Raw genomic sequence first — 24,904 nt, forward strand, 5'->3', positions numbered from 1 at the left:
TTGCAGCGCTGTGAAGCGGGGCTTTTCTCTGTTTAAGCTTAAGCGTTCAAGCCAAGACCGGTTTCCAGGTCAGACAGCATCCGGTCCAGAGCAGTAATGCCGCCTTCCGCCGTGTACCATACCGCCGGGTTGGCCAGATGGACCACGTGGCCCTCCTGCGCCGCCTGGGTCTTGTTCACCAGCTCATTGTCCATGATCTCCTGGGCCAGCTTGGCGCCATCGGTGCCGATGGCCGCGTCACGGTCCATCACAAAGATGTACTGGGGGTCCTTTTCCACAATGAACTCGAAGGAAGCCTCATTGCCGTGGGTGGAGGTGTCGATGTTGGCATCCACGCCGATGTTCTCAAAGCCGATCTCCCGGCCGATCAGCGAGCAGCGGCCGTCGTTGCCCAGCACGTTATAGCTGCCGCTGGTGCACATGCCCACAATGGCGGTCTTGCCGGCAGCGAACTCCTGCAGAGCGGCAATGCGGCCGTCAAAGCCCGCCATCAGCTCCTTCGCCTTGCTTTCCAGCCCGAACAGAGAGGCAACGGTGGCGGCGTTCTGGCGCACGCTCTCCACCACGCCCAGTTCGGTATCGGTGGAAAGATAGATCACCGGCGCGATCTCGTTCAGAGCATCGTAGGAGGAGGCCAGGCGGACGCCGATGAAGATCACGTCCGGATCGCTGGCCATCACCGCCTCCAGATCGGCCTCCTTGATGGTGCCCAGGTTGGCCACCGCTTTATCCTCCATATAGCTCTGCAGGTAATCCAGACTGGTGGAGGCGCTGCCCACCACCCGGCCGCCCAGGCCCAGTGCATCCAGAATGTCCAGGCTGGCCATATCCAGCACTGCGATCCGCTGAGGATCGTAGGGAACCGTCAGGTCCACGGTTTCCTTGCTGCCGTTCAGGCTCCGGATGGTTATTTCCTGCTGTGCGGCAGAGGAGGAACCGGATGCAGCCGCCTCACTTTCGCTTTTGGGGGACGCCATTGCGGCCAGGTCTGCCGCGATGCCGCCGCAGGCGGTCATGGAAAGGGCCAGCAAGCCGGCCAGCGCCAGGGAAAGATATTTTTTCATGGGAAATTTCTCCTTTGATGGAAGATTTGTTTGAAATGTGCGTCAGTAATAGATGGACAGCGGCCTGCCCTTCACGGTCTGGACCTCAAACTCCACTCCGTAGATGTCGGACAGATTCTCCTTGGTGATCACCTCGTGCACCGGGCCGAACTTGGCGATGCCGCCGTCCTTGAAGGCGCAGATGTAATCGGAGTAGAAGGCCGCATAGTTGATCTCGTGCAGCACCAGAATCACGGTTTTGCCCAGCTCGTCGCAAAGGCGACGCACCGTCTTCATCAGATTGGTAGCGTGGTAGATGTCCAGATTGTTGGTGGGCTCGTCCAACAGGATGTACTCGGTGTCCTGGGCGATGACCATGGCGATCAGCGCCCGCTGCCGCTGCCCGCCGGAGAGCTCATCCAGAAACCGGTCCTGGAATTCCTCCAGCTCCATATAGGCAATGGCCCGGTCGATGATCTCTGTGTCCTCGGCGGTGAGCCGGCTGCCGGAATAAGGGAAGCGGCCGAAGGCCACCAGCTCCCGCACCGTGAGCTTCATCTGAATGTTGTTGGACTGGGTGAGAATGGCCAGCCGTCGGGCCAGCTCCCGGCTCTTCCAATGGCCGATGTGAGTGCCGTCCAGCTCCACCAGGCCCTCGTCCTGGGCAATGAGCCGGGAGATCATGCTCATCACGGTGGACTTGCCCGCCCCGTTGGGGCCGATCAGTGAGGTCACCTTGCCCTTCGGAATGGAAAAGCTCACCCCGTTCACCACAGTCCTGCCCTGATAACGCTTGGTCAATCCTTGAATCTTCATGGTCACACCTTCTTTCTTGCCAAAAGCAGATAGAGGAAATAAAGTCCGCCGCCCACCGTGATGAACACGCTCACCGGCACGGTGTAGGAATACACATGCTCCACAATGAGCTGACCGCCCACCAGCACCGCCATGCCGAACAGGGCGGAACCGGCGATCAGCTGGGTGTGCCGGTAGGTGCTCAGCAGCTGGCGGGAGAGGTTGGCGATGATCAGCCCCAGAAAGGAGATGGGGCCCACCATGGCGGTGGCCACCGCGATGCAGAGAGCTACTCCCAGCAGCAGGCGGCGGATGCAGCGGTCGTAGTCCACGCCCAGGTTGATGGCCTGGTCCTTGCCCAGAGTCAGCACATCCAGCAGGGCAAGCTCCCGCCGCAGGGCAAAGGCCACCCCTGCCAGCAGCAGCACCGAGAACAGCAGAATCTCGGAGTTGATGTTGCTGAAGCTGGCCACCAGGGTGCTCAGCAGGCTGTCGTACTCGTTGGGGTCCATCACCCGGGTGAGGGTGGTCTGGATGCTGCCGAAAAAGGAGGTGAGCACCGTGCCCACCAACAGCACATACAGCACGTTGTGGCGGGTCATGCGGAAGATCCAGCTATACAGCACCGTGGCCGCAATGCCCATCAGCACCACATCCACCCCGAAGGCCAGATTGGCGTTGGTGGCCACCACACTGGCCGATCCCAGAAAGAACACCACCGCGGTGTGGATGAGGGTGTACAGCGCGTTCATGCCCAGCAGACAGGGGGTAACGATGGTGTTGTTGATCACCGACTGGAACACAATGGACGCCCCACCGATGGACACCGCCGTGACGGCCATAGCCGCCAGCTTGGGGGCGCGGATCTTCATGGAATAAGCAAACAGGCGGGCGTTGGCCGGGTCGGTATTGACCAGCAGATAACCCGCGGCACAGATCAGCGCCAGCACCGCCAGAATCAGCAGCTTGCGCCGGTTGGACCGGATGGCAGCAGTATTCATGCTTCGCAGCCTCCTTCCTTTGCCGGCACGGGGCAGCAGCTCTGCGCCGGAGCCGTGAGCCGGATGGACTTGCGGCCGTTGCGCAGCCGGTAAAACAGCAGGCCGATAAACAGCACACTGCCCAGAATGCCCACGATCAGCTCGATGGGCAGCTCATAGGGCGCGATCACCACCCGGCCGATCATGTCGCACACCAGCACAAAGATGGCACCGAACAGGGCGGTATCCGCCAGAGTGCCGCGGATCTTATCGCCCTTGAACAGGGCCACCAGATTGGGCACGATCAAACCGATATAGGAGATGGAGCCCACGACCACCACCACGCTGGCGGTGATCATGGCCGAGATGCTCAAGCCCATGAACAGCACCAGATTGTATGGCACGCCCAGGTTTTTGGAAAAATCCCGGCCCAGGCCCACAATGTTGAAGTGGTTGGCGAACACAAAGGCCAGCACGATCAGCGGAGCGGTGAGCCATACGATCTCGTACCGGCCCTTGATGACCAGGGAAAAATGTCCCACCAGCCAGGAGGACAGCGCCTGGGTCATCTCGTACTGATAAGCCAGATAGCTGGTCACACCGCCGATCACATTGCCGAACATGATGCCCACCAGCGGCACCATGACCGCATCCTTGAACCGGATGCGCTGGATGAACCACACAAATACCCAGGTGCCCGCAATGGCGGCGGCAAAAGCGAACAGCGCCCGCCCCCACAGGGTGGAATTCGGCAGGAACAACAGGGCAAACAGAATGCCCAGCTGGGCGGAAGAGATGGTCGCCCCGGTGGTGGGGGATACAAATTTATTGCTGCACAGCTGCTGCATAATCAGTCCTGCCACACTCATGCCCGCGCCGGTGCACAGAATGGCCAGCAGCCGGGGCAGGCGGGACAGAAGAAAGATCTCCCAGGTGTGGGCATCGCCCTGTATAAGCGCTCGCAGCTCCAGATCGATCACGCCCACAAACAGGGACACGGCGGCCAATATTGCCAGAATCGCCGCAAGCACTGCAGTGATCCGGTTGGATTTCATGGATGGTACCCTCCTTATCGCGTAAGGTTAATTTAAGCTAACCACTTTTCATAAAGTAAGCGCGGCCCGGGGCAGCTGGTCTTGTCTGCCGGGCACCGCGCATTGCATGAGTGAGTATAGCATGAAAAAAAGCAGCCGCGCAATCAAATTCTTGCGCGGCTGCTTTTGCAATCTTGCTGTTTAAACAAGTTCAGGCCTGATAATCATACTGCAGCATGGGCCCGGTCCAGTGCTCCAGCACCTTGCACATATCCGCCGCCGTGGCCTTGGCACCGGGCAGGTCGTGCTCCAGGTAGTTGCCGCACTCCTTGCGCTCGCTGCCGGGGATCTTGCCCTCAAAGTCGGCGATGAAGGCAAAACACTCCCGCACCAGAGCAATGGCCTGCTCCCCGCTCATGGCATCCCGGGTGAGGAAGTAAAAGCCGGTGCGGCAGCCCATGGGGCCCACGTAGATGATCTGGTCGCTGTAGGCGGAGTTGCGCACATAGGTGGCGAACAGATGCTCGAAGGTGTGCATGGCGGGACTGGGCAGATACACGCCCCCGTTGGGCTTGACCATGCGGATGTCGTAGGTGATCACGTCGCCGTCCACCCGGGAAACATACATGCCCTTTTCCAGCTTGTCGTGGTCGACGGTAAAACTTGCGATGGTTTTCATGGGAATCCTCCTGCTCAGTAGGCGATGCTGCCCAGCACCTGACCGTCAATGGTCTTGGTGGTGAACAGGCCGTTTTCATAGATCATATAACTGTGGGAGCCGTCCTTGGGAATGGATACGCTGCCCGGGTTCAGAATCAGGGTATCGCCCTGCCATTCGGCGTGCTTCACATGCACATGGCCGAACACAAAGGCACTGTGGGCAGGCATGGGAGGCAGGTTCTCCGGGTTGAACTTGTGGCCGTGGGTGGCAAACAGGCACTTGCCCTCCTCCAGCCAGAGGGTGGTATAATCGGCCATCACCGGGAATTCCAGCACCATCTGGTCCACCTCGGCCTCGCAGTTGCCCCGCACCGCGATGATCTTCTCCTTCAGGCCGTTCAGCATGGGGATCACCTTTTTGGGTGCATAGCCCTCGGGCAGGTCGTTGCGAGGGCCGTGATACAGCAGATCCCCCAGCAGCAGAATGCGGTCCGGCTGCTCGGCCTGAATGCGCTCCATCAGTTTTTCACAATAATAGGCCGAACCGTGCAGGTCGGACGCGATCAGAAGCTTCATACGTTTACGACTCCTTTGAAATGGATTTTCGTTTTTTCCTCTGTCTTTTCAAAACCGGGCTGACGCTGCGGCCAGAAAAGCACCCCGCACAGCAGCCAGACGGTCACATTCATGCAGGCCCACAGCACATGGGTCTCCATGGTGGCGTGGCAGAGCATCACCAGACAGCACACCGCCTCGGTGGCCAGGCCTTCCTTGAGCAGCCGCCACATCAACAGGGCAAAGCCCAGCCAGATCAGGGCGCTGGCCACCGGACCGGCCACGATCCAGTAATACAGGTAGGCATTGTCCACCAGCATATCCGCCCCGGGCATCTGGCCCGCAATGGCAAACGGCATGGTGGTAAGGCCCTGCCAGCCCAGTGAGATGCGGGTGCTGAAAAGACTGTCCAGTCGGGCCAGCAGCGGGTTCTCCGGATTCCAGCCAAGGGCAAGGCCCATACTGGCGGCAAAGGCCAGCAGCGGCGCAGCCGTGAGCAGCAGCCGTACCGGCAGCGGACGCAGCACGCCGGGCCAAATGTGCACCACCAGCAAAGCGGCGATGAGCAGCACCAGGCAGATGGTGGCAGCCCGGCTGTCCGGCCCGAAGTTGCAGAATACCGTCAGCGCTGCCAGCAGGGCAAAGTCGAACCATTTCAGTCGCTTTCCCCCCCGCAGGCACACATACATCAGCGCAAGAGCCAGCAGGCAGGCCCCGAAGAAATTGTACCAGCCATAGCCGAAGCTGTTCCGGTAGCGGCCGGTGCCCAGCTCCTGCACGGTATCGATCACACCTGCCACCGAGCTGAGCGCCACAACACCCACGCTGAGCGCTCCCACCGGCAGCACCAGCTTCAGCGCCCGGCGCAGCGGCACATCCTTGGCTGCCAGCGCAAACAGCAGCGCCATCATCATCCACTTATTATGGTTGTTCATAAACACCCAGCGGATCACAAACAGCACACAGAAGGCAGCCGCCAGCTGGCGGCCGTCGTACCGGGTGCAAAGCAAAATCTTGACCAGCAGGCAAAGCACCACCAGATGGTCCAGCGCCATGGTACCGTATTCAAACAGCCAGGGCAGACGGTCCCGATACAGGCTGTTCACAAAAAAGATCTCGAACTGGTAGACCGCCGCGGCCACGATAAACAGCCAGGGCGCCAGCGCCTGCCGGACATCGCCCAGCCAGCCGCCGAACAGCTGCCGCTGCACCGTCAGCTGTCTGCCCAAATCAAACCAGGGGGCTTCCATGGGGCGGCGCAGCGTCTGCCAGGCATACCACATGCAGCCCAGCGCAAGCCCCAGCACGGCAAGATTCGCATAGCCGTAAAGGCAGTCGATGATAAAAGAATGCAAGGGTCCTTCTCCTTTAAAAAACAGGGTGGCAGAGCCCGCGCCGCAGGCTCTGCCCTCTGCCGCGTCCTGCGCGGCTCAGCTGTATTTCTTCACAATGTCCTGCATGGCCTCAAACTGCTGCTCCATATCCTGCACCAGCTTGAACTGGGTGCGGGCGCGGATCAGGTTATGGGTGGGATACTGGGTCTTGAAATAGGTATCCCCCTGCAGGTAGTCGGTCAAAAAGCGCATACCGCACTCCAGCGTCAGCAGCTTTGCACCCCAGGCCAGATTCGCCTTCTCATTTTCGGTGAGCACATCGCCTGCGGTTTCCAGATAGCCCTTGGTGTAGGCCTCGAACAGATCGATGTCGAAGTTCACCTTGGCAAGATCCGGCTCGTCCTCAGCGGCATGGGTGGCACCGAAGCGGATGGAGTCACCGAAGTCATTGAGAGCAAGGCCGGGCATGATGGTATCCAGATCAATGATGCAGATGCCCTCGCCGGTCTTCTCGTCGAACAGGATGTTGTTCAGCTTGGTGTCGTTGTGGGTGACCCGCAGAGGCAGGGTACCCGCCCGCAGCTGGCTCATGAGCACGCTGCAGTCCGCCGCATGGTCCAGCACAAACTGGATCTCATCCTTGCAGGTACGGGCACGGTTTTTCACATCCCGGCGCAGCGCCTGTTTAAAATTCTTCAGCCGGTCCTCGGTGTCGTGGAACTTGGGAATGGTCTCGTACAGGGTATCCGCCGGGTAGCCGTCCAGCTGCTTGAGGAAGCGGCCAAAGCTGCGGGCGGACTGATAGAACTGCTCCGGGCACTCCACACTCTGGTAGCAGACCGAATCCGGAATAAAGTTATAGCACCGCCAGGGCAGGCCATCGGTATCCTCGAAATAGTTTTCCCCGGCTTTGGTCTTGATATAGCTCAGGGTCTCCCGGTCCGGGTCACCGCCGGCGGCTCGGATGCTCTGGCGCAGGTACTCGGTCACGCCGAAGATGTTCTCCATCACCTCGCGAGGCTTTTTGAACACATTGATGTTGATGCGCTGCAGCACGTAGCTCAGCTCTTCCTCACCGTTCTCGCCGGGCATGAACACCGCGTAGGTCTCGTTGATGTGGCCCGCGCCGAAGGGCTGCACATAGCTGCACTGGTTGCCGAAGCCGAAGGCGTACAGCGCATCCTCCAGCATGCGGCTGTCCACACCGTCGATCTTGCGGCGCTTGGCAAAGATCACCTCGCCCGCCTCCACCTTGCGGTGGGCCTCCACATGGCAGTTGGCCTTGACCACGCTGCCCAGACCGATGTGGGCGCCCTCGTCCACCACCGTATCGTGGTCAATGATGGCGCCGCTGTTCACCAGGCAGCCCAGACCCAGCTTGCTGTGGGTGTTGATCACGGCCCGCTGCATCACAAAGCTGCCCGCGCCGATCTCGGCACTGGGGCTGACCACCGCGCTGGGATGGATGATGGTGGGCACCACAAAATCTGCCTCCAGCAGCTTTTTTACCCAGTGCAGCCGCATCTTGTTGTTGCCGAAGGCGGCCACCGCACAGGGGTATTCCTTGCGGAAGTCCTTGTAGTCCACCAGCTTGCCGATGACGCAGGCCTCCTTGCAGGCATCGTCCAGCATGGCAATTTTATCAAACTGGCGGGTCGCCATGGCGGATTCGTAGACCATATGGCCAAAACCGCCTGCGCCCAGAATCAATAAGTTCGGCATTGGGTTTTCCCCTTTCTGTTTGCCCGGCTGCCGCGCACAGCGGCAGATCCGGTGAAAATCTGTCAGAAATCAATGTAACTCTATTATAGTAAAAGAAACACCCCAATACAAGGTATCGGGGTGTTTTTCCTATTGACCTGCCAATTCTCAAACTGGTTCACCAGCTGCCGCCGCCCTGCATGAACACAGCCGCCAGCAGCTGCAGCACCATCAGTGCCGCCGCCCCCGACAGCATGACCGCACCGCTTTTGTTTATTTTCCATTCCCGGCCCTCCGCCGCCATCCGCTTGGCCCGGCCGGTCTGGCACAGCAAAAAGACGATGCCCAGGCAGACGCCCGGCAGCATGGTAGCCATCTGCGCTATGGCCCCCGGGCTGTTGTTGGGGATGCGGAACACCCCCGCACAGAAAAGACAGAGGAAGAATTGTGCTCCAAACAACCCGCTCCACCAGAGCACCGGCTTTGCCTGCTGGGTCTGGATATCCTTTGCCAGCTCGCGCCCCGGCTTCGCTTTGGCCGCAAGACCGGGATACCCGGTCACCAGATTCCGGCCGTATTTGTACTGGGCGCAGCCGATGGCTCCCAGCAGCACGACCGCCTGAATCACGATCAGAACGCCAAAGCTCCATCCACCGGGAACAAAGGCCAGCGGCACCGCGATCAGACTGATGCCCGCCGTGGTCAGCTGGACCCACAGGTCCATGGCCCGCACCAGGGCCTCCAGCTTTTTTTCGTCGTAGGCCGCGTCCGGGTCATAGCCCGCCAGCATGGTATAGTCGCCGCTGGAGGTCATCATGGCCAGAATCGGGTGCAGGCTGCCGCCGCACAAAAACAGCAGCACCGGCAAAAGTACCCAGTCCAGCTGCTCCCGCGCTGCCCCCAGCACAAACAGCCCAAGCTGTATAGCCAGTGCCAGCCAGAAGGCAAATCGGGTGGCCTTTTGCCAGGCGGCACAGCGTCGGCGGAACGAGGCATCCGGGTCCAGCCCGCCCACCAGCTCATCCAGGCCGCAGCCCAGCGCCGCGGTCAGCTGCTGCAGAGTGGCCAGATCCGGCTGGGTGCGGTTTTGCTCCCAGCGGCTCACCGCCTGCCGGGTCACAAACAGCTGCTCGGCCAGCTGCTGCTGGCTCAGCCCCGCCGCCCGGCGCAGAGCCGCCAGCCTTCCGCCAAAGTCCTGACTCTGCTCTGTTTTTGTTTGCTGCTGTTCGCTCATGGTATTGCCCCGCTTTCCAACCGGTGTTGTTCCGTTTTTCTGCCCCCAGTATAGCACCGGCCCACGGCGCGCCGCAAGCAACAGCCTGTTGCCTGCCTTCTTCGGGCACAGAAAAAGGCGGGAGCCGGTGGCTCCCGCCTGGGTCATGCGATTTAAATCAATCCCGGCTGCGGCCGAAGATGCGCAGCAGATACAAAAACAGGTTGATGAAGTCCAGATACAGCTGCAGCGCCGCGAAGATGGAGGCCTTTTTCGCCATGGCCTCGTTGCCTGCATAGGCAAAGTACAGCGCCTTGATCTTCTGGGTGTCGTAAGCGGTGTAGCAGGAGAAGATCACGATGCCCAGAACGCTGAACAGAATGCTGGAACCGCTCATAAAGAACATGCCGATCACGCTCACGATCATCAGCACGATCAGGCCCACCATCAGCGGGGTGCGCCAGCTGGTCAGGTCCCGCTTGGTCAGGTAGCCGTAGGCGGCCATCACGCCGAAGTACAAAGCAGCCGCACCAAAGGCCATGAGCACATCGCCCATGTTATACAGCCACAGGTAGGAGCTGAACACCAGACCGTTCACCGCCGCATAGACGAAGAACAGCGCCCGGGCCGAGCCCACGCTCATGCTGTGCAGCCGGGAGACCAGCGCCATGACCAGCACGATCTCCAGAATCGCCAGACCAAAGAAGGTGAAGCTGGAGCGCAGCAGATAGAAGCCGATATTGCTCATGTAGGCGACCAGCGACACACCGAAGGTGACCAGCAGACCCGCGAACATCCACAAAAATGTTTTTGCGGTGTAGTTGCTCAGGGTCTCGTACTGGAATTTTTCATTCATATAAACGGTGTTCGGGCTGGAATTGTTCCATTGATTGTAATCGTTCATATCATCAGATCCTTTCTTTGAGACTGATTATACCGTATATTATATCTGGATTTGTAAATAAAATCAAAATCTTTTATAATGACTTTGTGACAAGATCCCCAAAAGGAGCGTTTTCCATGGCCTTCGGTCTTTATCTTCATATCCCCTATTGCCTGGCAAAATGCCGCTACTGCGATTTTTATTCCAGGGGCGGCAGCCGGGGCGTTCCGCCGGAATACGTGGACGCACTGGTGCGCCGGATGGACAGCTTTCGCCGTCAGGGCCTTTTGCCGGAGCATCCGGACACGGTGTACTTCGGCGGCGGTACCCCCAGCCTGTTAACACCGGAGCAGGCCGCCCGGCTGATCTCTGCCGCCTGCCCTGCCCCCGGCGCGGAGGTGACGCTGGAGGCAAACCCGGAAACCGTGACCGAGGCCAACCTCACCGGCTTTTTGCAGGCGGGAGTGAACCGGCTGAGCCTGGGGGTGCAGACCGCCTTTGACGAGAGTCTGGCCCGGCTGGGCCGCCCCCACACCGCCGCTCAGAGCCGACAGGCCTTTGCGGCAGCAAAGAGGGCAGGCTTTGCCAACATCAGCGGCGATATTATGATGGCCCTGCCCCGGTATACACGGGAGGAGTTCGACGCTACCCTGGAGCTGATCGCCTCCGGGGGCGCTACCCACATCTCGGCCTATCTGTTAAAGATCGAGCCGGGCACCGCCTTCGGCAAAAATCCCCCCGCCGGACTGCCGGATGAGGACGCCGCCGCGGATTTCTACCTCTACGGGGTGGAGCAGTTGGAAAAAGCAGGCTTTGCCCAGTACGAGATCAGCAACTTTGCCCGCCCCGGCTTTGAGGGGCAGCACAACCTGCTGTACTGGAACTGTCAGGACTATCTGGGTCTTGGTCCCGCGGCTCACAGCTGCGTAAACAACAAACGCTTTTACTGGCCCGGCGATACTCGCGCCTTTCTGGACCCGGACTGCCAGCCGGTGCAGGATGGCGGCTGCGGCGCGGAGGATTACATTCTGCTGCAGCTGCGGCTGGCCAGCGGCCTGGATCTGAACGACTTGAAAGAACAATACAATGTGGAATTTTCACGAAAACAATTGCATTTTGTAAAACAATGTGTAGCCGCCGGATATGCCCGATTCCAGAATAACGTGCTCACTCTTACCCCTGCCGGGCTGATTATCCAGAACAGCATCCTGTGCGAGCTGCTGGGCTGAAACCTGCATTTGCTGCTTTTCAGCCAATCCCCACCGGGAATATTATATGCACAAAAAGCCGCCCGCCTTCGGTTTGTTCCGAGGATGAGCGGCTTTTTCAGGTATTTTTATTTACAAAACGTATATTTTCTATCGTTTTCTACGGAAATTCGGGTCAATCCTCCCACTTTTCGCACAGGGCTTCCACCTGACTTGCCATGCGGGCCAGCTCCTTGTTGGCGTGGCCTTCCTTGGCCTTGATGATGTTCAGCAGGCGATGGCCGGCATCCAGCAGGCGGCGGAACACCGGGTTCTGGCTGCGCAGGCCGGCCTTCTTCTCCTCGATGCGCTTGCGGTTGCCCAGCGCCAGGCAGTGGCCGCTCACCAGATCGTAGACCGCGCCGTTGTAGGGAGCGCTGGCGGAATAGCCCAGCTCGGCCATCAGCCGGTTGGCGAAGATATCGCAGACGGTGTCCTCGCCGTGGGTCACGAACACATGCTGGGGCTTGTAGTCCTTGAAGGCAGCGGCCCAGCGCATCAGGCCCTCGTTGTCCGCGTGGCCGGATACGCCCGCCAGCACCTTGATCTGGGCCCGCACCTCGATGGTCTCACCGAACAGCCGGACCTCCTTTGCCCCCTCCACCAGGGCGCGGCCCAGAGTGCCGGGGCTCTGGTAGCCCACGAAGAGCACGGTGCTCTGGGGCTGCCACAGGTTGTGCTTCAGGTGGTGGCGGATACGCCCCGCCTCGCACATGCCGCTGGCGGAAAGAATCACCTTTCGGCTCTGGTCAAAGTTGATGGCCTTGGAATCGTCGCTGCTCACGGCCAGCTTCAGGCCCTTGAAGCTGATGGGGTTCACCCCCTGCAGCACCAGCGCCCGGGCCTCCTCGTCGTAGCATTCCGCCCACTGATCCCGGAAGATGTGGGTGGCCTCCACGGCCAGCGGACTGTCCACATAGACGGTGAAGTCGCCGTACCCCTTCACCAGATTCTGCTCCTTGATCTGGCGCAGGAAATACAGCATCTCCTGGGTGCGGCCCACCGCGAAGCTGGGAATTACCAGATTTCCGCCCCGGTCGAAGGTGTCCTGAATGACTCCTGCCAGCTCGGCCACATAGTCCGGACGGGGGCCGTGGCTTCGGTCGCCGTAGGTGGATTCCATCACCACATAGTCCGCCTCGCTCAGGTACTGGGGGTCCTTGAGCAGAGGCTGGTGGTCGTTGCCGATGTCGCCGGAGAAGACCAGCTTTTTGGTGACTTCGCCCTCGGTGACCCACAGCTCGATGCTGGCCGAGCCCAGCAGGTGGCCCACATCCGCAAAGCGGCCCTTCACGCCGGGAGCTACATCGAAGGTCTCGCCGTAATCAATGGGTTCAAACAGCTTCAGCGCGTCCTCCGCATCCTGCATGGTATAGATGGGCTCGTATTCCGCCGCGCCCGAGCGCTTGGCCTTGCGGTTGCGCCATTCCGCCTCAAATTCCTGGATGTGGGCGGAGTCGCGCAGCATGATGTTGCACAGCTCGGCGGTGGCGGTAGTGGCGAACACCGCCCCCCGGTACCCGTTTTTCACCAGCAGCGGAATGCGGCCGGAATGGTCGATGTGGGCGTGGGTGAGCAGCAGGCTGTCGACCTGGCCGGGTGCCAGCGGCAGAGGCTGATTTTCATAAATGTCCTTGCCCTGCTCCATGCCGCAGTCGATCATGATGTTCTGGTCGTTTGCCTGAAGCAGATAACAGCTTCCGGTGACCTCATGGGCTGCGCCCAAAAATGTAAGCTTCATATCCTGCGGGGCCTCCTTTTTTGCCGCCCGCATTTGCACTCAAACGAGGCGGCGCGGGCCGGTCCTGTCGTTACCTTTATTATAGCCTTCGCCCCCGGCGCTTACAAGCAAATCACCAAAACGAAAAGCAAACAGATTGTAAATTTTAGGCAATACCGCACAATTTCATGCAAAAATGTGCGTAAAATCGCCTGATGCAATCTGTTTGCTTTTCGTTGATTTTTCTGCTTCCTATGGAATTTCCACGCTGGCGCCGCCGAATGCCTCGGCCTCCTGCTCGTCGTGGGTGATGAGCAGCAGCCAGCGATCCTCCAGCATCCGGCGCACCCAGTCCATGGCCCGCTGGCGCGTTTCCTCGTCCAGCCCCTTGAAGGGCTCGTCCAGAATCACGCCCTCTGCCGGGGCCAGCACCGCCCGGGCCAGCGCCACCCGCCGGGCCTGCCCGCCGGACAGCTGCCGCGCGGGCTTGGACCAGTCCTCTTCGCAAAGGCCCAGCGCCGCCAGCGCCGCTTCGATCTCGTTCCGGTGCAGCTGGGGGCAGCACAGGGCCACATTGCCCACCGCCGTGAGCTGGCCGCAGAGCCGGTCCTCCTGGAACTGGGCCACGATCCGGCCATCGGTTTCCACCCGGCCCGCATCCGGCGTTTCCAGCCCCAGCAGCAGCCGGGCCAGAGTGGTTTTGCCCCGGCCGGAAGGCGCCATCAGCACATTGGTACCCTCCAGGGTCAGATTCAGGTCCCGCAGCACCCACTGGTCCCCGTAGCGTTTGCTCACGCCGTTCAGAACCGCCTTCATGCGACGCCTCCTTCCAGCCGCCTGCCCGCCGCTCGCAGCAGCCGCAGGAACAGGGTCTCAAACGCGCCGCTCACCAGCACGATCACCGCCGTCCAGGCAAACAGCTCACCGGTCTCCAGATAAAGCTTTGCCTGGTACAGCGCCTCGCCGATGCTGCCGCTCGGCAGGCCGATGACCTCGGCGGCGATGCCGCTCTTCCAGGCAAGGCCCATGCCCACAGTGCAGCTCTGCACAAAATAGGGCCAGACCTGGGGCAGCCAGATGGCTCCCAGCGCTCGGGAAAAGGGAATGCGGAACACCTTCGCCATCTCCAGCAGCTGCCGGTCGGTCTGCTGGATGCCCTCCAGCACCGCGGTGTACACCACCGGCAGCACCATCAGAAAGCTGATGAGCACCGCCAGGTTGGCGCTGCGTACCCAAAGTAAGGCCAAAATGATGAAGCTGGCCACCGGCACCGCCTTGATCAGCTGCATCAGCGGCCGGATCAGCACCCGCACCGGCTCCAGCCAGGCGCTGGCCGCTGCCAGCACCACGCCCGCCGCCAGCGCGCCGAAAAAGCCCGCCAGAATGCGCAGGGCGCTGAAGCCCACCCGCTGCCAGAACGCAGCGGTGGGCAGAAGGCCCGCCAGCGTTTCCAGGGTTTCCAGCGGGGAAGCCAGCAGAAACTTCTGGGGAATCATCATGGCCCCAAACTGCCAGACCGCCACCCAGAACAGGATGGCGGCCGCTTGTTTTGCTCGTTTATTCCACTCCATAGTAGAAGTCGTCGCCCGGCAGCGCACCGCCTACCGAGGCGGCATCCTGCTGGTACAGCACATCCAGATAGCCGCTCAGGGCCTGCTTCATGTCCTCACCGGCCATGTAGGTGATGTTGCAGGCGGGCAGCGCCTTCTCGGCCAGGGGAGCCTTGGCCACGATGCCATACTCCGCCACCAGCTGGGCTGCGTCGGCCGTGTTCTCGGTCACCCACTCAATGCTGCTGCGGTAGTCCGCCAGGAAGACCTCCAGCTCCAACTGATGCTGCTGGGCGTAATCGCTGCGCACGGCCAGTACGCCGGTGATCAGCTGGGAATCCGGGTCGATCTTGTTCCATTCCTCGGTCAGGTCCAGTGCCACGGTCAGGCCCTCCACCTGGGCCTGGGCGGCGGTCACATAGGGCTGAGGCAGAACTGCCACGGCGCCCTCGCCCGCGCTCTGCAGCATGGCCAGCACCTCGGTGGCCTCGCTCTTGTACTCGATGGTCACATCCTTGGCCGGGTCGATGCCGTTTTCGCTGAGGATGTAGTTGAGCACATACTCAGGGGTAGTGCCCTTGCCGGTGGAGTAGATGGTCTTGCCGGCCAGGTCGGCCACGCTGGCCACCTCGTCGCCGGTGGTTACCACATACAGAACACCCAGGGTGTTCACCGCGGCCAACTGAATTTTCCCCTCAGTCTTCTGGTAGAGGGTTGCGGCCAGGTTGGCGGGGATGGCCGCCGCGTCCAGCTCGCCCTTGGTGAGCAGCGGCACGATCTCATCGGCCGCGCCGTACATGGTCACCTCGTACAGGGGGCTCTCCATGCTCTCCTGGTCCTTCATCAGCTTGACCATGCCCATGGTGGTGGGGCCCTGCAGGCCCGCAATGCGCATGGCATCACCGGAATACGGCGTGCTCGCCGCGGAGGCAGCAGAAGCGCTCTCCGCCTGGCTGGAGGCAGGCACGCTGGACGCAGCCTGCGAGGAAGCGGTGCTGCCGGAAGCAGCGGTGCCGCCGCAGGCTGCCAGGCTCAGGGCCATTGCGGCCGCCATTACCATGCTCAACAAACGTTTCATGAAAAGTTCTCTCCTTCTGGGCAATCCTTCCGGTAGGTTCCGGTTTGCCTTTTTATTTGTATTCTACTATAATAAAAGAAATTATGCCGTTGCGGCGGCAACCAACCACCCGCACAAAGGAGCCAATGCCATGCGCAATTCCATTCTACTGGAGGATCACCTTCCCATCCTGCTGCAAACCACCCTGTTCCGTGGGCTGACCCTGGCGGAGCTGCGCATGACCATGGAGTGCTTCCAGCCTGCCGCCCGCGCCTTTTCCAAGGGCGAGATCGTACTGCTTTCCGGCTATGAGATACAGGATGTGGGCATCGTGCTGGCCGGTCAGGTGGAGGCGGTGAAAAACACGCCGGACGGCGGCAGCGTGGCCATCACCCTGATGGAGCCGGGCAGCCTGTTCGGCGACGTGCTCAGCGGCAGCAGCACCAAAAGCCCGGTCACGGTGATCGCCAAGACCGACTGTCAGGTACTGTTCGTGCCCTACCAGAAGATCCTGCATCCCTGCGCCCGGATGCACGGCAGTCATTTTCAGCTGATGCAGAATCTGGTGTGCACCATCTCGGACAAATACTTTGCCCTGAACCGCCGGGTGGACCTGCTGATTTTAAAGAGCCTGCGCAGCAAGCTGTGTGCCTATCTGCTGGAGGAGGCCGCCCGGGCCGGGGCCGACACCTTCACCATCCCCTTCTCCCGTGCCGGTCTGGCAGATTACCTGAACTGCGAGCGCAGCGCGCTCAGCCGGGAGATCTCCCGCATGCGGGACGAGGGCCTGATCGAGACCTATAAAAACAGCTTCAAGCTGTTGAATAAGGCGGAGCTGACCCGCCAATATCACTGTTAAAAGGAGAGATTTCTGCCATGAAAACCCCTGTTTTATACATCGTAATCCCCTGCTACAACGAGCAGGAGGTGCTGCCGGTGACCAGCGGCATGTTCCTGGAAAAGATCAACAGCCTGATCGCCAAAGGCCGCGTGGCCCCCGAGAGCCGGGTGGTTTTTGTGAACGACGGCTCCAAGGACAACACCTGGAGCATCATTCAGGAGCTGGCGAAAAGTGACGAGCATTTTGAGGGCATCTGCCTTTCCCGCAACCGGGGCCACCAGAACGCCCTGCTGGGCGGCCTGATGACCGTGAAGGACCGGTGCGACATCACCATCAGCATCGACTGCGACGGCCAGGACGACATCAACGCCATGGATGCCATGGTGGATGCCTACTGGGAGGGCTGCGAGGTGGTGTACGGCGTGCGCTCCAAGCGGGACACCGACACCTTCTTCAAGCGCTTCACCGCCGAGGGCTTCTACAAGCTGATGAACTGGATGGGCGCGCAGGTGGTATTCAACCACGCGGACTACCGGCTGATGAGCAGCCGGGTGCTGAACGAGTTCGCCAACTTCAGGGAGGTCAACATCTTCCTGCGAGGCATGGTACCGCTGGTGGGCTTCAAGAGCACCAGCGTATACTACGAGCGGGCCGAGCGCATCGCGGGCGAGAGCCACTACCCGCTGAAAAAAATGCTGGCCCTGGCCTTCGACGGCATCACCAGCCTGTCGGTGAAGCCCATCCGACTGATCACCGGCTTCGGTGCACTCATCTCCGTTGTAAGTTTCCTCGGGGTCATCTGGGCCATGATCGAAGCCATTCTGGGCCGCACGGTGGCTGGCTGGGCCTCCACCACCAGCATTGTCTGCTTCATGGGCGGCATCCAGCTGCTGTGCCTGGGCGTGATCGGTGAATACATCGGTAAAATCTATCTGGAAACCAAACAGCGGCCCCGGTTCATCATCGGGGAGACCACCTTCCAGGATGAGGAGGCCAAATGAACAAGATCACCTGGAAGGGCAGCGTACTGCTGGGGCCCATTCCCCCGGTGCTGGTCAGCTGCGGCACACCGGAAGCCCCCAATGTGTTCACCGTGGCCTGGGCTGGCATCGTGAACACCCACCCGCCCCGGGTCTCCATCTCGGTGCGGCCCAGCCGCCACAGCTACGGGCTGATCCGGCAGAGCGGCGAATTCGTCATCAACCTGCCCACCACCGCCCTGGCCCGGGCCGTGGACTGGTGCGGCGTGAAAAGCGGCCGGGACGTAAACAAATTCGAGGCCATGGGCCTGACCGCCCTGCCTGCCAGCCAGGTGGGCTGCCCTCTGGTGGGGGAAAGCCCGGTGAACCTGGAATGCAAGGTGTTCCAGCAAATCCCGCTGGGCACCCACGATCTGTTTCTGGCGGATGTGGTGGCTGTGAACGTGAGCGAAAATCTGCTGGACGCGGCAGGCAAGCTGCATCTGGAGCGGGCGGGCCTTCTGGCCTACGCCCACGGCCAGTATTACAGCCTGGGCGAGGAACTGGGCACCTTTGGCTGGAGCGTGCGCAAAAAGCAGCCCCCGGCCAAAAAGGGAGCGGCGCCCAAAAAGCCCGCCTCTGAAAAGGCGCCCCGCCGAGCGGGTGAGGCGAAGCGCGGCCCGGCACCCAAAAAGGCAGGCCATGCCCCCCGCAGACCCAAAAAGAAATAAATCCGCACAAAACAAAGACCGCCGGTCTTCCCTCTTCGGGGAAAACCGGCGGTCTTTTCTTTATGCCTGTCTTACTTGTCCAGCAGGTCCGCTTCCTCGGGGTGTTTTTCGAACCACTTGGCGGCATAGCTGCAGCTGGTGCGGGCCTTGCGGCCGCTGGCGCGCAGCTGGGCCACGCACTGCTCCATCAGCTGACCGGCCATGCCCTGGCCCCGCAGCTCCTCGCCCACGAAGGTGTGGTCGATGTCCACCACGCCGGGCGCCACCTGGGGGAAGGTGATCCGGGCCAGTTCCCGGGTCTCGTCGCCGTATACGATGCTGTTTTCGTTGATCTTGAATTCCATAGGGTACACCTCTCTTTTGGGGTATTGTTCTGCCGGTCAAGGACCGGTCAGTCGTCGAATTCCACGGTGCGGCCACAGCGGATGCAGCCGCCCTTGCCCTTCCAGCGGGGCAGCACGCCGGGGTAACCGCAATGAGGGCAGCGCAGGCCGAAGCGTTTGACCATCCAGGCAGCCGCCGGCGATCACCAGCGCCATGCCCGCCCAGAAGGCCAGGATGGCGAACCGGGCCCTGCGGCGCGAAAGCTTTTTCATTGCATATCCTTTCTTTTACAAGGCGGTCTGCGGGTCCTTCAGGTTCCGCAGATCGGCACTCTCGGAAAAGTCCTCCCGGTCCAGGGTCAGGCTGGGATTGTAGTAAGGGTCGTGGGTCAGGCCGTAGCGGGTGAAACGGTCGGTCAGGCGGTCCTGCTCTGCGGCAAAACGCACCTTCTTGGTCTTATCCTTCTCATCATTTCCACGGCTCTTGCTCTCGTAGTGGTACAGCCGTGCGTAGGGGGTCCAGATGATCCGGTAGCCCGCATCCCGTACCCGCAAACAGAAGTCCACATCGTTGAAGGCCACGGCAAAGCCCTCGTCCAGGCCGCCCACCTCGTCGTATACCTCGCTGCGCACCAGCAGGCAGGCGGCGGTGACGGCGGAAAAATCCTGCACGGTAGCCATACGGAACATGTAGCCGCTGCCGCCGGCCTTTTTGTACTTGTGGCTATGGCCCGCGTAGCCGCCCAGACCGGTGATGATGCCCGCGTGCTGGATGGTATCGTCCGGGTAATAGAGCATGGCGCCGCAGATGGCCGCGCCGGGACGACTGGCCTGCATGAGCATCTCGGTAAGCCACTGGCCGTCGATGATCTCCACATCGTTGTTGAGCAGCAGCAGATATTCGCCCTTGGCGAACTTGCGGCCGAAGTTGTTGATGGCGGAGAAGTTGAACCCGCCCTCGTACTTCACCACCTGCAGATGCTCGAACCGCTCCCTGGCCTTTTCATAGTATTCGAAGGTGGCCGGGTCGGTGGAGTTATTCTCGATCACGATGACCTCAAACCGCTGCCAGGTGGTTTTCCGGTAGATGGACAGCAGGCATTTTTCCAGATCCTCGGTGTGGTCCTTGTTGGGAATCAGAATGCTCACCAGCGGCTCGCCGGGGATGACCCAGTCCACCTTGTAGGTGCTGGGGAAGATGCCGTCCTTCACTTCGCCCTGCTGGCCGGTACGCTGCAGATGGTCCGCGATGGCCTTCTTCGCCGCCTTGGCCACATAGGGCTTTGCCGCCACACCGCCGCTGGTGCTGGCCTCATGCACCCGCCAGTAATAAAGAACCTGGGGGATGTGGCAGATCTGACCAGGCTCCAGCCGCTCCAGCAGCCGCAGGAACAGGTCGTGGTCCTGGCTGCCGTCGCATTCCGGCCGCTCGCCGCCCACCGCCAGAAATTCCGACCGGCGGAACACCGCCAGATGGCAGATGTAGTTGCAGCAGAGCAGATAGTCCGGGGCATAGTTTGGCTTGAAGTGGCCCACCATGGGCTTCTCGATCTTCTTGGTGAACAGGGCCTCGTCGCTGTACAGGAAGGCTGCGCCGGTCTCGGCGATGGCCTTCTGCACGGTGTAGATGGCATGGGGGGCCAGCACATCGTCGTGGTCCGCCAGGGCCAGATATTCCCCGGTGGCCAGCGCCGCCGCATGGTTGGTGTTGTGGCTGATGCCCTTGTTCTCGATCGCCTTGTACCGGATGCGCTCGCCCGCCTTCTGGGCCGCCTCGTCCACCAGTTTTTTCACCGCCGGGCGGTGAGCGTCGTCGGAGGCGTCCGCCAGACACAGCTCCCAGCCGGGGCTGGTCTGGTTCAGCACACTGTCCAGCAGCTGGCGCAGGAAGGGCTCCGGCGTATTGTACAGCGGCACACAGATGGAAATCACTGGCCCCGGCGCGCCCTGGGCACACTCCTGGCGCTGGGCCTCCAGCACCTGCTTTTTGGGCAGATAGCGGGCCTTTTTGCCGAAGAAGCGCCGCTTGATAAAGCCGACAGTCCGGCGCAGCACCGGCCCGGGGCCCTCCTCCTTCAGCACCTGGAGGGTATAGCCCATCAGCTCTTTAATGCGTTTCAGTTTCAGATTCAATGGAGGTTCCTCTCCTTTGATGGATTTGGGATTGGTTGGATACAGCCTTATTTCAGGCCGTAATTTTCAAACAACAGATTGAAATGCCGGTTGTAGTAAGGGTCGCCCTTCTGGATAAGTGCGGAATACTTCTCGATGAAGTTCGCCTTTTCCCGTTCGTAACGCTTGGCGTTCTCGCTCAGGGTATCCAGACCGCGGCTCTTGCTTTCGTGGTGATAGGCCTCGGCAAAGGGGGTGAACACATTGAGCATCCCCTGCTGCCAGAGCTTCAGGCACAGGTCGATGTCGTTGTAGGCCACGGCGAAATTTTCCTCGTCCAGACCGCCGCAGGCATCGTAGAGGGAGGCCTTCACCATCAGGCAGGCGCCGGTCACCGCCATCAGATCCTGCGGGGTGGCCAGTCGGTACAGATCGCCCGCCGAGGCCCGGGGGTGGCTTTTGTGGCTGTGGCCCGCGGTGCCGTTGATGCCCAGGAACACGCCGGCGTGCTGGATGGTATCGTCCGGGAAACAGAGTTTGGCACCCACACAGCCCACATCCGGCCGCTGACTGTACATGAGCATCTCGGCTAAAAAGCCCTCGCTGAGCAACTCCACATCGTTGTTTAAAAGCAGCAGCTGCTCGCCCTTGGCGAATTTGCGGCCGAAGTTGTTGATGGCGGAGAAGTTGAATCCACCCTCGTATTTCACCACCTGCAGATTCGCAAACTGCTGCTTCGCCTTCTCGTAATAGGCGAAGGTGGCCGGGTCGGTGGAGTTGTTCTCGATCACGATCACCTCAAACCGGCTGTAGCCCGCGTATTTGTACAGGCTTTCCAGGCAGCGGGACAGGTCCTCCACATGGTCCTTGTTGGGGATCATGATGCTGATGAGTGGGGTGCCGGTGAGCTGATAGCTGACCCGGTAGGCGCCGGGGCAGCCCGGAATGCGCGCCGCCTCGCCCGCAAGACCCATCCGTTTCAGGTGGCCGTTGATGGCCCGCTCGCCCGCCGCCAGCGCGTAGGGCTTGGCATCCATGGAGGAGGCGGTGGAGGCGGCATGGCTGCGCCAGATATAGAGCGCATAGGGGATGTGCACGATCTTTTTGGCTTTTTCGGTGAGCCGCAGGATCAGCTCGAAGTCCTGGCTGCCGTCGTACTCCGCCCGCTCTCCGCCGCCGGTGGCCTCGAACAGCCCCCGGGAAAAGGCGGCCAGATGGGTGATGTAGTTGCAGCCCCGCAGGTAGTCCGGCTCAAAGTCCGGCTTGAAGTGGTAGTCCACCAGATGCTTTAAATCCGCGCTGAGCACGATCTCATCCGAGTAGACGAAATCCGCCCCCGCCACGGCGGCTTTTGCCACCTCGTGCAGGGCGTTGCGGTAGAGCACATCGTCGTGGTCCAAAAGGGTCAGCCAGTCGCCATCCGCCAGCGCAAAGCCCTGGTTGGTGTTGCCCGCGATGCCCTGATTCTCCGCCAGCTTTTTGTAGGTGATGCGCCCGTCCTTTGCAGCATAACGCCGGGCCACCGCACCCACATTGGCGTGGGCCTCATCCGAGGCGTCGGCCAGCACCAGCTGCCAGTTCTGGTAGCTCTGGCCGGTCACGCTCTCGATCATCTGCTTCAGAAAGGGCAGTGGAGTGTTATAAAGGGGCACCACCACGCTGATCTTCGGCCCGCCGGGCACGCCCTCGGCCCGCTGACGCTTGAGCATGCGGCGGGTGGGCAGGTCCGCCCGGTACTGCCAGGTATCCCGGTGCAGCGCCAGATTCACCCGGAAGCTGATCTCCCGCCACAGGGCCTGGCCGCCCTCCTCTTTGGCCACCTGGGCGCACCAGGCGGCCAGCTGCTTCACATGGGCCGGGTCCAGCAGGCGCTTCGCCATGCCGCCCACGCTGTCCTTCTGGGCAACGTCCGCGGGCAGGGGCTGGTTGTTGTTTTGCTTTGCCATTTCGCACATTCCTTTTGAAAACAGCCAAGGGAAAGCAGAGGAGCCTTCTCCCCCGCCGCCTTGGCTGTAATGTTGTTACATCTTATCGTCTTCCCGGGTGGTCTGCTTGTAAGCCTCGCAGACCTCCTCGGTGGGGCCGTTCATCTTGATGCGGCCGTGCTCCAGCCAGGCCACCTTGTTGCACATGCGCTCGATCTGCTCGATGGAGTGGCTCACCAGAATCACAGTGGTGCCGCCGCTCATCAGCTTCTGCATGCGCTGTTCGCACTTTTCCTGGAACAGGAAGTCGCCCACCGCCAGGATCTCGTCGGCAATGAGTACATCCGGCTTGGTGATGGTGGCCACCGCAAAGGCAAGGCGGGCCACCATGCCGCTGGAGTAGTTCTTCAGCGGCACATCCAGGAAGTCCCGCAGCTCGCTGAACTCCACGATCTCCTCAAAATGAGCGTCGATGTATTTGGGGCTGAAGCCCAGAACAGTACCGTTCAGGTAGATGTTCTCCCGGGCGGTCAGGTCCATGTCAAAGCCCGCGCCCAGCTCGATCAGGGGCGCCACGGTGCCCCGCACCTTGCAGCTGCCGCTGCTGGGCTTGTAAACGCCGGAAATGACCTTGAGCAGGGTGGATTTGCCGCTGCCGTTCAGGCCGATCAGGCCGTAAAAGTCGCCGGGCTGCACCTGCAGGCTCACATCCTTCAGGGCGAAGAACTCATCAAACCGCAGTTTCCCCTTGACCAGCTGCAAAAAATATTCCTTCAGGCTCTCGCTTTTTTCCTTGGCCAGGTTGAAGCGCATGGAAACGTTGTTGACTTCAATAATGGGCTGCTGCAATTTCCCGCGCCTCCTTACATATACAGAACAAATTTATCCTGGGTCTTCTTGAACACCAGAACGCCCAGCGCCAGCATGACCAGCGCCCACACGCCGCAGATCAGAATCTGCGCGCCGCTCAGCAGCTGGCCGTACATCACGGTATCGCGGAAGGCGGTGATGTACTGATACAAGGGGTTCAGGGCGATCAGACCCTCCAGCAGGGCATTGCCGAACTGCTCAGGGGTATAGAAGATGGCAGAGAACCACATGAGGATGGTGGTGAATACCTCCCACAGATGGATCACATCCCGGAAGAACACCGCCATAGCGGCCAGAATCATACCGATGCCCAGGCTGAACACCGCCAGCGTGAGCAGCGGATACAGCCCCAGCAGGATGGTGGGGTGCAGCGGCGCCCGGGTAATGAGCATTACGATGATCAGGGCGATAAAGCTGAACAGGCAGTTCACCAGACCGAAGCAGATTTTCTGCAGCGGGAAGATGTATTTCGGGATATACACCTTGCGCAGCAGCATGGCATTGTTCATCACGCTGGACATGGCCATGGTGGTGGACTCACGGAAGAAGTTGAACAGCAGCTGACCGATCACCAGATATACGGCGAAATTGTCGATGCCTTCGCCCCGCATGCCTGCCATGAGGGTGTTGAAGATCACGAACATCACCGCGCACATCATCAGCGGGTTGAGCACGCTCCAGGCCACACCCAGCACGCTGCGGCGGTATTTCAGCTTGAAATCACGGCTGATCAGATTGTACAGCAGGTAGCGGTAGCGCAGAAAATCCTGCACATAAAGTTTCAGCATACCGGTGCTCCCTTACCACTTTTTGAAATAATCAAAGTTCTGGGCGGCAAAGGGCTCATGCTTTTTGTCCTTCTCGCTCAGCAGATACTCACAGCCGCAGTCCGGCCACTCCACATTCACGGTGGGATCGTTGTAGGGGATGCCGCCCTCGGCGGTGGGATCGTAGTAATCGGTGCACTTGTAGCAGAACTCGGCCTCGTCGCTCAGCACCAGGAAACCGTGGGCAAAGCCCTGGGGCACGTAGAACTGCTTTTTGTTCTCGGCGCTCAGGGTCACGCCGGCCCATTTGCCGAAGGTGGCGCTGTTCGGGCGGCAGTCCACCGCCACATCGAACACCTCGCCCTTAGTCACCCGAACCAGCTTGCCCTGGGTGTGCTCCTTCTGGAAGTGCAGACCACGCAGCACGCCCCGGCTGGACTTGGACTGGTTGTCCTGTACGAATTCATCGGTGATACCGGCAGCGGCGAACTCTTCCTTCTGGAAGGTCTCCATAAAATAACCGCGGGCGTCGCCGAATACAGCAGGCTCGATCACAACCACACCGGGCAGTTCAGTTTGAACAAACGTAAATTTTCCCATTTTC

At 60.6% G+C, this 24,904-nt stretch carries 24 protein-coding genes and 1 pseudogene; 4 read left to right on the forward strand and 21 right to left on the reverse strand.

The window, feature by feature from the left end:
* Positions 1-38: 38 nt before the first annotated feature.
* The 11 genes and pseudogenes from B5F28_RS01300 to B5F28_RS01345 form a co-directional block, all read right to left on the reverse strand.
* Entirely contained in the window at positions 39-1,064 is a 1,026-nt protein-coding gene (locus B5F28_RS01300) for a siderophore ABC transporter substrate-binding protein (RefSeq protein ID WP_087292440.1), read from the reverse strand.
* 42 nt (positions 1,065-1,106) lie between these two features.
* Positions 1,107-1,859 (reverse strand): iron ABC transporter ATP-binding protein, encoded by a 753-nt coding sequence (locus tag B5F28_RS01305; RefSeq protein ID WP_087292443.1) that lies wholly within the window; start codon positions 1,857-1,859, stop codon positions 1,107-1,109.
* Positions 1,860-1,861: 2 nt separating this feature from the next.
* Positions 1,862-2,839, reverse strand: a complete 978-nt coding sequence (locus B5F28_RS01310; protein ID WP_087292446.1) for an iron chelate uptake ABC transporter family permease subunit — start codon at positions 2,837-2,839, stop codon at positions 1,862-1,864.
* On the reverse strand, positions 2,836-3,873 hold the full coding sequence (locus B5F28_RS01315) for an ABC transporter permease (RefSeq protein ID WP_087292449.1): 1,038 nt from the start codon (positions 3,871-3,873) through the stop codon (positions 2,836-2,838). The genes B5F28_RS01310 and B5F28_RS01315 overlap by 4 nt, the downstream gene beginning before the upstream one ends.
* A gap of 190 nt (positions 3,874-4,063) precedes the next feature.
* The gene (locus B5F28_RS01320; RefSeq protein WP_087292452.1) at positions 4,064-4,531 is read right to left on the reverse strand and encodes an S-ribosylhomocysteine lyase; all 468 of its coding nucleotides are present in this window, start codon (positions 4,529-4,531) and stop codon (positions 4,064-4,066) included.
* Between the two features lie 14 nt (positions 4,532-4,545).
* The gene (gene yfcE / locus B5F28_RS01325; protein ID WP_087292455.1) at positions 4,546-5,088 is read right to left on the reverse strand and encodes a phosphodiesterase; all 543 of its coding nucleotides are present in this window, start codon (positions 5,086-5,088) and stop codon (positions 4,546-4,548) included.
* Complete coding sequence (locus tag B5F28_RS01330) at positions 5,085-6,422, reverse strand: hypothetical protein (protein ID WP_087292458.1); 1,338 nt, start codon at positions 6,420-6,422, stop codon at positions 5,085-5,087. Before B5F28_RS01330 ends, yfcE begins: the two co-directional genes overlap by 4 nt.
* Before the next feature lie 75 nt (positions 6,423-6,497).
* Positions 6,498-7,592, reverse strand: coding sequence for a phosphotransferase enzyme family protein (locus B5F28_RS01335; protein WP_414600584.1), 1,095 nt, complete (start codon positions 7,590-7,592; stop codon positions 6,498-6,500).
* Between the two features lie 318 nt (positions 7,593-7,910).
* Positions 7,911-8,123: pseudogene (locus B5F28_RS15380) on the reverse strand (PglD-related sugar-binding protein); the annotation flags it as partial.
* 157 nt (positions 8,124-8,280) lie between these two features.
* Positions 8,281-9,336: a helix-turn-helix domain-containing protein gene (locus tag B5F28_RS01340; RefSeq protein ID WP_087292464.1), complete on the reverse strand. Its 1,056-nt coding sequence runs from the start codon at positions 9,334-9,336 to the stop codon at positions 8,281-8,283.
* 157 nt (positions 9,337-9,493) lie between these two features.
* Positions 9,494-10,219, reverse strand: a complete 726-nt coding sequence (locus B5F28_RS01345) for a Bax inhibitor-1/YccA family protein (RefSeq protein ID WP_247643370.1) — start codon at positions 10,217-10,219, stop codon at positions 9,494-9,496.
* A gap of 116 nt (positions 10,220-10,335) precedes the next feature.
* On the opposite strand from B5F28_RS01345, the gene hemW reads away from it, so the two are divergent.
* Positions 10,336-11,427 carry a radical SAM family heme chaperone HemW gene (hemW, locus tag B5F28_RS01350; RefSeq protein WP_087292467.1) on the forward strand — a complete coding sequence of 364 codons (1,092 nt, stop codon included), beginning with the start codon at positions 10,336-10,338 and terminating at the stop codon, positions 11,425-11,427.
* 154 nt (positions 11,428-11,581) lie between these two features.
* On the opposite strand, the gene B5F28_RS01355 is transcribed toward hemW, so the two are convergent.
* From B5F28_RS01355 to B5F28_RS01370, 4 genes are all read right to left on the reverse strand, one after another.
* Positions 11,582-13,186, reverse strand: coding sequence for an MBL fold metallo-hydrolase RNA specificity domain-containing protein (locus B5F28_RS01355; protein WP_087292470.1), 1,605 nt, complete (start codon positions 13,184-13,186; stop codon positions 11,582-11,584).
* 231 nt (positions 13,187-13,417) lie between these two features.
* Positions 13,418-13,981: an ATP-binding cassette domain-containing protein gene (locus B5F28_RS01360; protein WP_087292473.1), complete on the reverse strand. Its 564-nt coding sequence runs from the start codon at positions 13,979-13,981 to the stop codon at positions 13,418-13,420.
* The gene (locus B5F28_RS01365) at positions 13,978-14,736 is read right to left on the reverse strand and encodes an ABC transporter permease (RefSeq protein ID WP_087292476.1); all 759 of its coding nucleotides are present in this window, start codon (positions 14,734-14,736) and stop codon (positions 13,978-13,980) included. The genes B5F28_RS01360 and B5F28_RS01365 overlap by 4 nt, the downstream gene beginning before the upstream one ends.
* A complete protein-coding gene (locus tag B5F28_RS01370) occupies positions 14,723-15,793 on the reverse strand; it encodes an ABC transporter substrate-binding protein (RefSeq protein WP_087292479.1) in 1,071 nt (356 codons plus the stop codon). The genes B5F28_RS01365 and B5F28_RS01370 overlap by 14 nt, the downstream gene beginning before the upstream one ends.
* Positions 15,794-15,923: 130 nt before the next feature.
* Between B5F28_RS01370 and B5F28_RS01375 the strand changes: the two genes are divergently transcribed.
* The 3 genes from B5F28_RS01375 to B5F28_RS01385 are packed head-to-tail and all read left to right on the forward strand — an operon-like array spanning position 15,924 to position 18,303.
* Positions 15,924-16,631: a Crp/Fnr family transcriptional regulator gene (locus B5F28_RS01375; protein ID WP_247643371.1), complete on the forward strand. Its 708-nt coding sequence runs from the start codon at positions 15,924-15,926 to the stop codon at positions 16,629-16,631.
* Positions 16,632-16,648: 17 nt separating this feature from the next.
* The gene (locus tag B5F28_RS01380; RefSeq protein ID WP_087292482.1) at positions 16,649-17,614 is read left to right on the forward strand and encodes a glycosyltransferase family 2 protein; all 966 of its coding nucleotides are present in this window, start codon (positions 16,649-16,651) and stop codon (positions 17,612-17,614) included.
* Positions 17,611-18,303, forward strand: a complete 693-nt coding sequence (locus B5F28_RS01385) for a flavin reductase family protein (protein ID WP_087292485.1) — start codon at positions 17,611-17,613, stop codon at positions 18,301-18,303. Before B5F28_RS01380 ends, B5F28_RS01385 begins: the two co-directional genes overlap by 4 nt.
* A gap of 71 nt (positions 18,304-18,374) precedes the next feature.
* Here the strand turns inward: B5F28_RS01385 and B5F28_RS01390 are convergent, their stop codons facing one another.
* The 6 genes from B5F28_RS01390 to rfbC all read right to left on the reverse strand — a co-directional run bounded on the left by B5F28_RS01390 (position 18,375) and on the right by rfbC (position 24,900).
* Positions 18,375-18,647 (reverse strand): GNAT family N-acetyltransferase, encoded by a 273-nt coding sequence (locus tag B5F28_RS01390; RefSeq protein WP_058965350.1) that lies wholly within the window; start codon positions 18,645-18,647, stop codon positions 18,375-18,377.
* 267 nt (positions 18,648-18,914) lie between these two features.
* Positions 18,915-20,759 carry a glycosyltransferase family 2 protein gene (locus B5F28_RS01395; RefSeq protein WP_087292490.1) on the reverse strand — a complete coding sequence of 615 codons (1,845 nt, stop codon included), beginning with the start codon at positions 20,757-20,759 and terminating at the stop codon, positions 18,915-18,917.
* A gap of 47 nt (positions 20,760-20,806) precedes the next feature.
* Positions 20,807-22,684, reverse strand: a complete 1,878-nt coding sequence (locus tag B5F28_RS01400; protein ID WP_087292493.1) for a glycosyltransferase family 2 protein — start codon at positions 22,682-22,684, stop codon at positions 20,807-20,809.
* A 75-nt stretch (positions 22,685-22,759) separates the two neighbouring features.
* Entirely contained in the window at positions 22,760-23,476 is a 717-nt protein-coding gene (locus B5F28_RS01405) for an ABC transporter ATP-binding protein (RefSeq protein WP_087292953.1), read from the reverse strand.
* 50 nt (positions 23,477-23,526) lie between these two features.
* Positions 23,527-24,321, reverse strand: a complete 795-nt coding sequence (locus B5F28_RS01410) for an ABC transporter permease (protein WP_087292497.1) — start codon at positions 24,319-24,321, stop codon at positions 23,527-23,529.
* 12 nt (positions 24,322-24,333) lie between these two features.
* A complete protein-coding gene (gene rfbC / locus B5F28_RS01415; RefSeq protein WP_087292500.1) occupies positions 24,334-24,900 on the reverse strand; it encodes a dTDP-4-dehydrorhamnose 3,5-epimerase in 567 nt (188 codons plus the stop codon).
* Positions 24,901-24,904 lie beyond the last annotated feature (4 nt).

The organism is Gemmiger sp. An194 (assembly GCF_002160145.1).
Classification (GTDB): Bacteria; Bacillota; Clostridia; order Oscillospirales; family Ruminococcaceae; genus Allofournierella.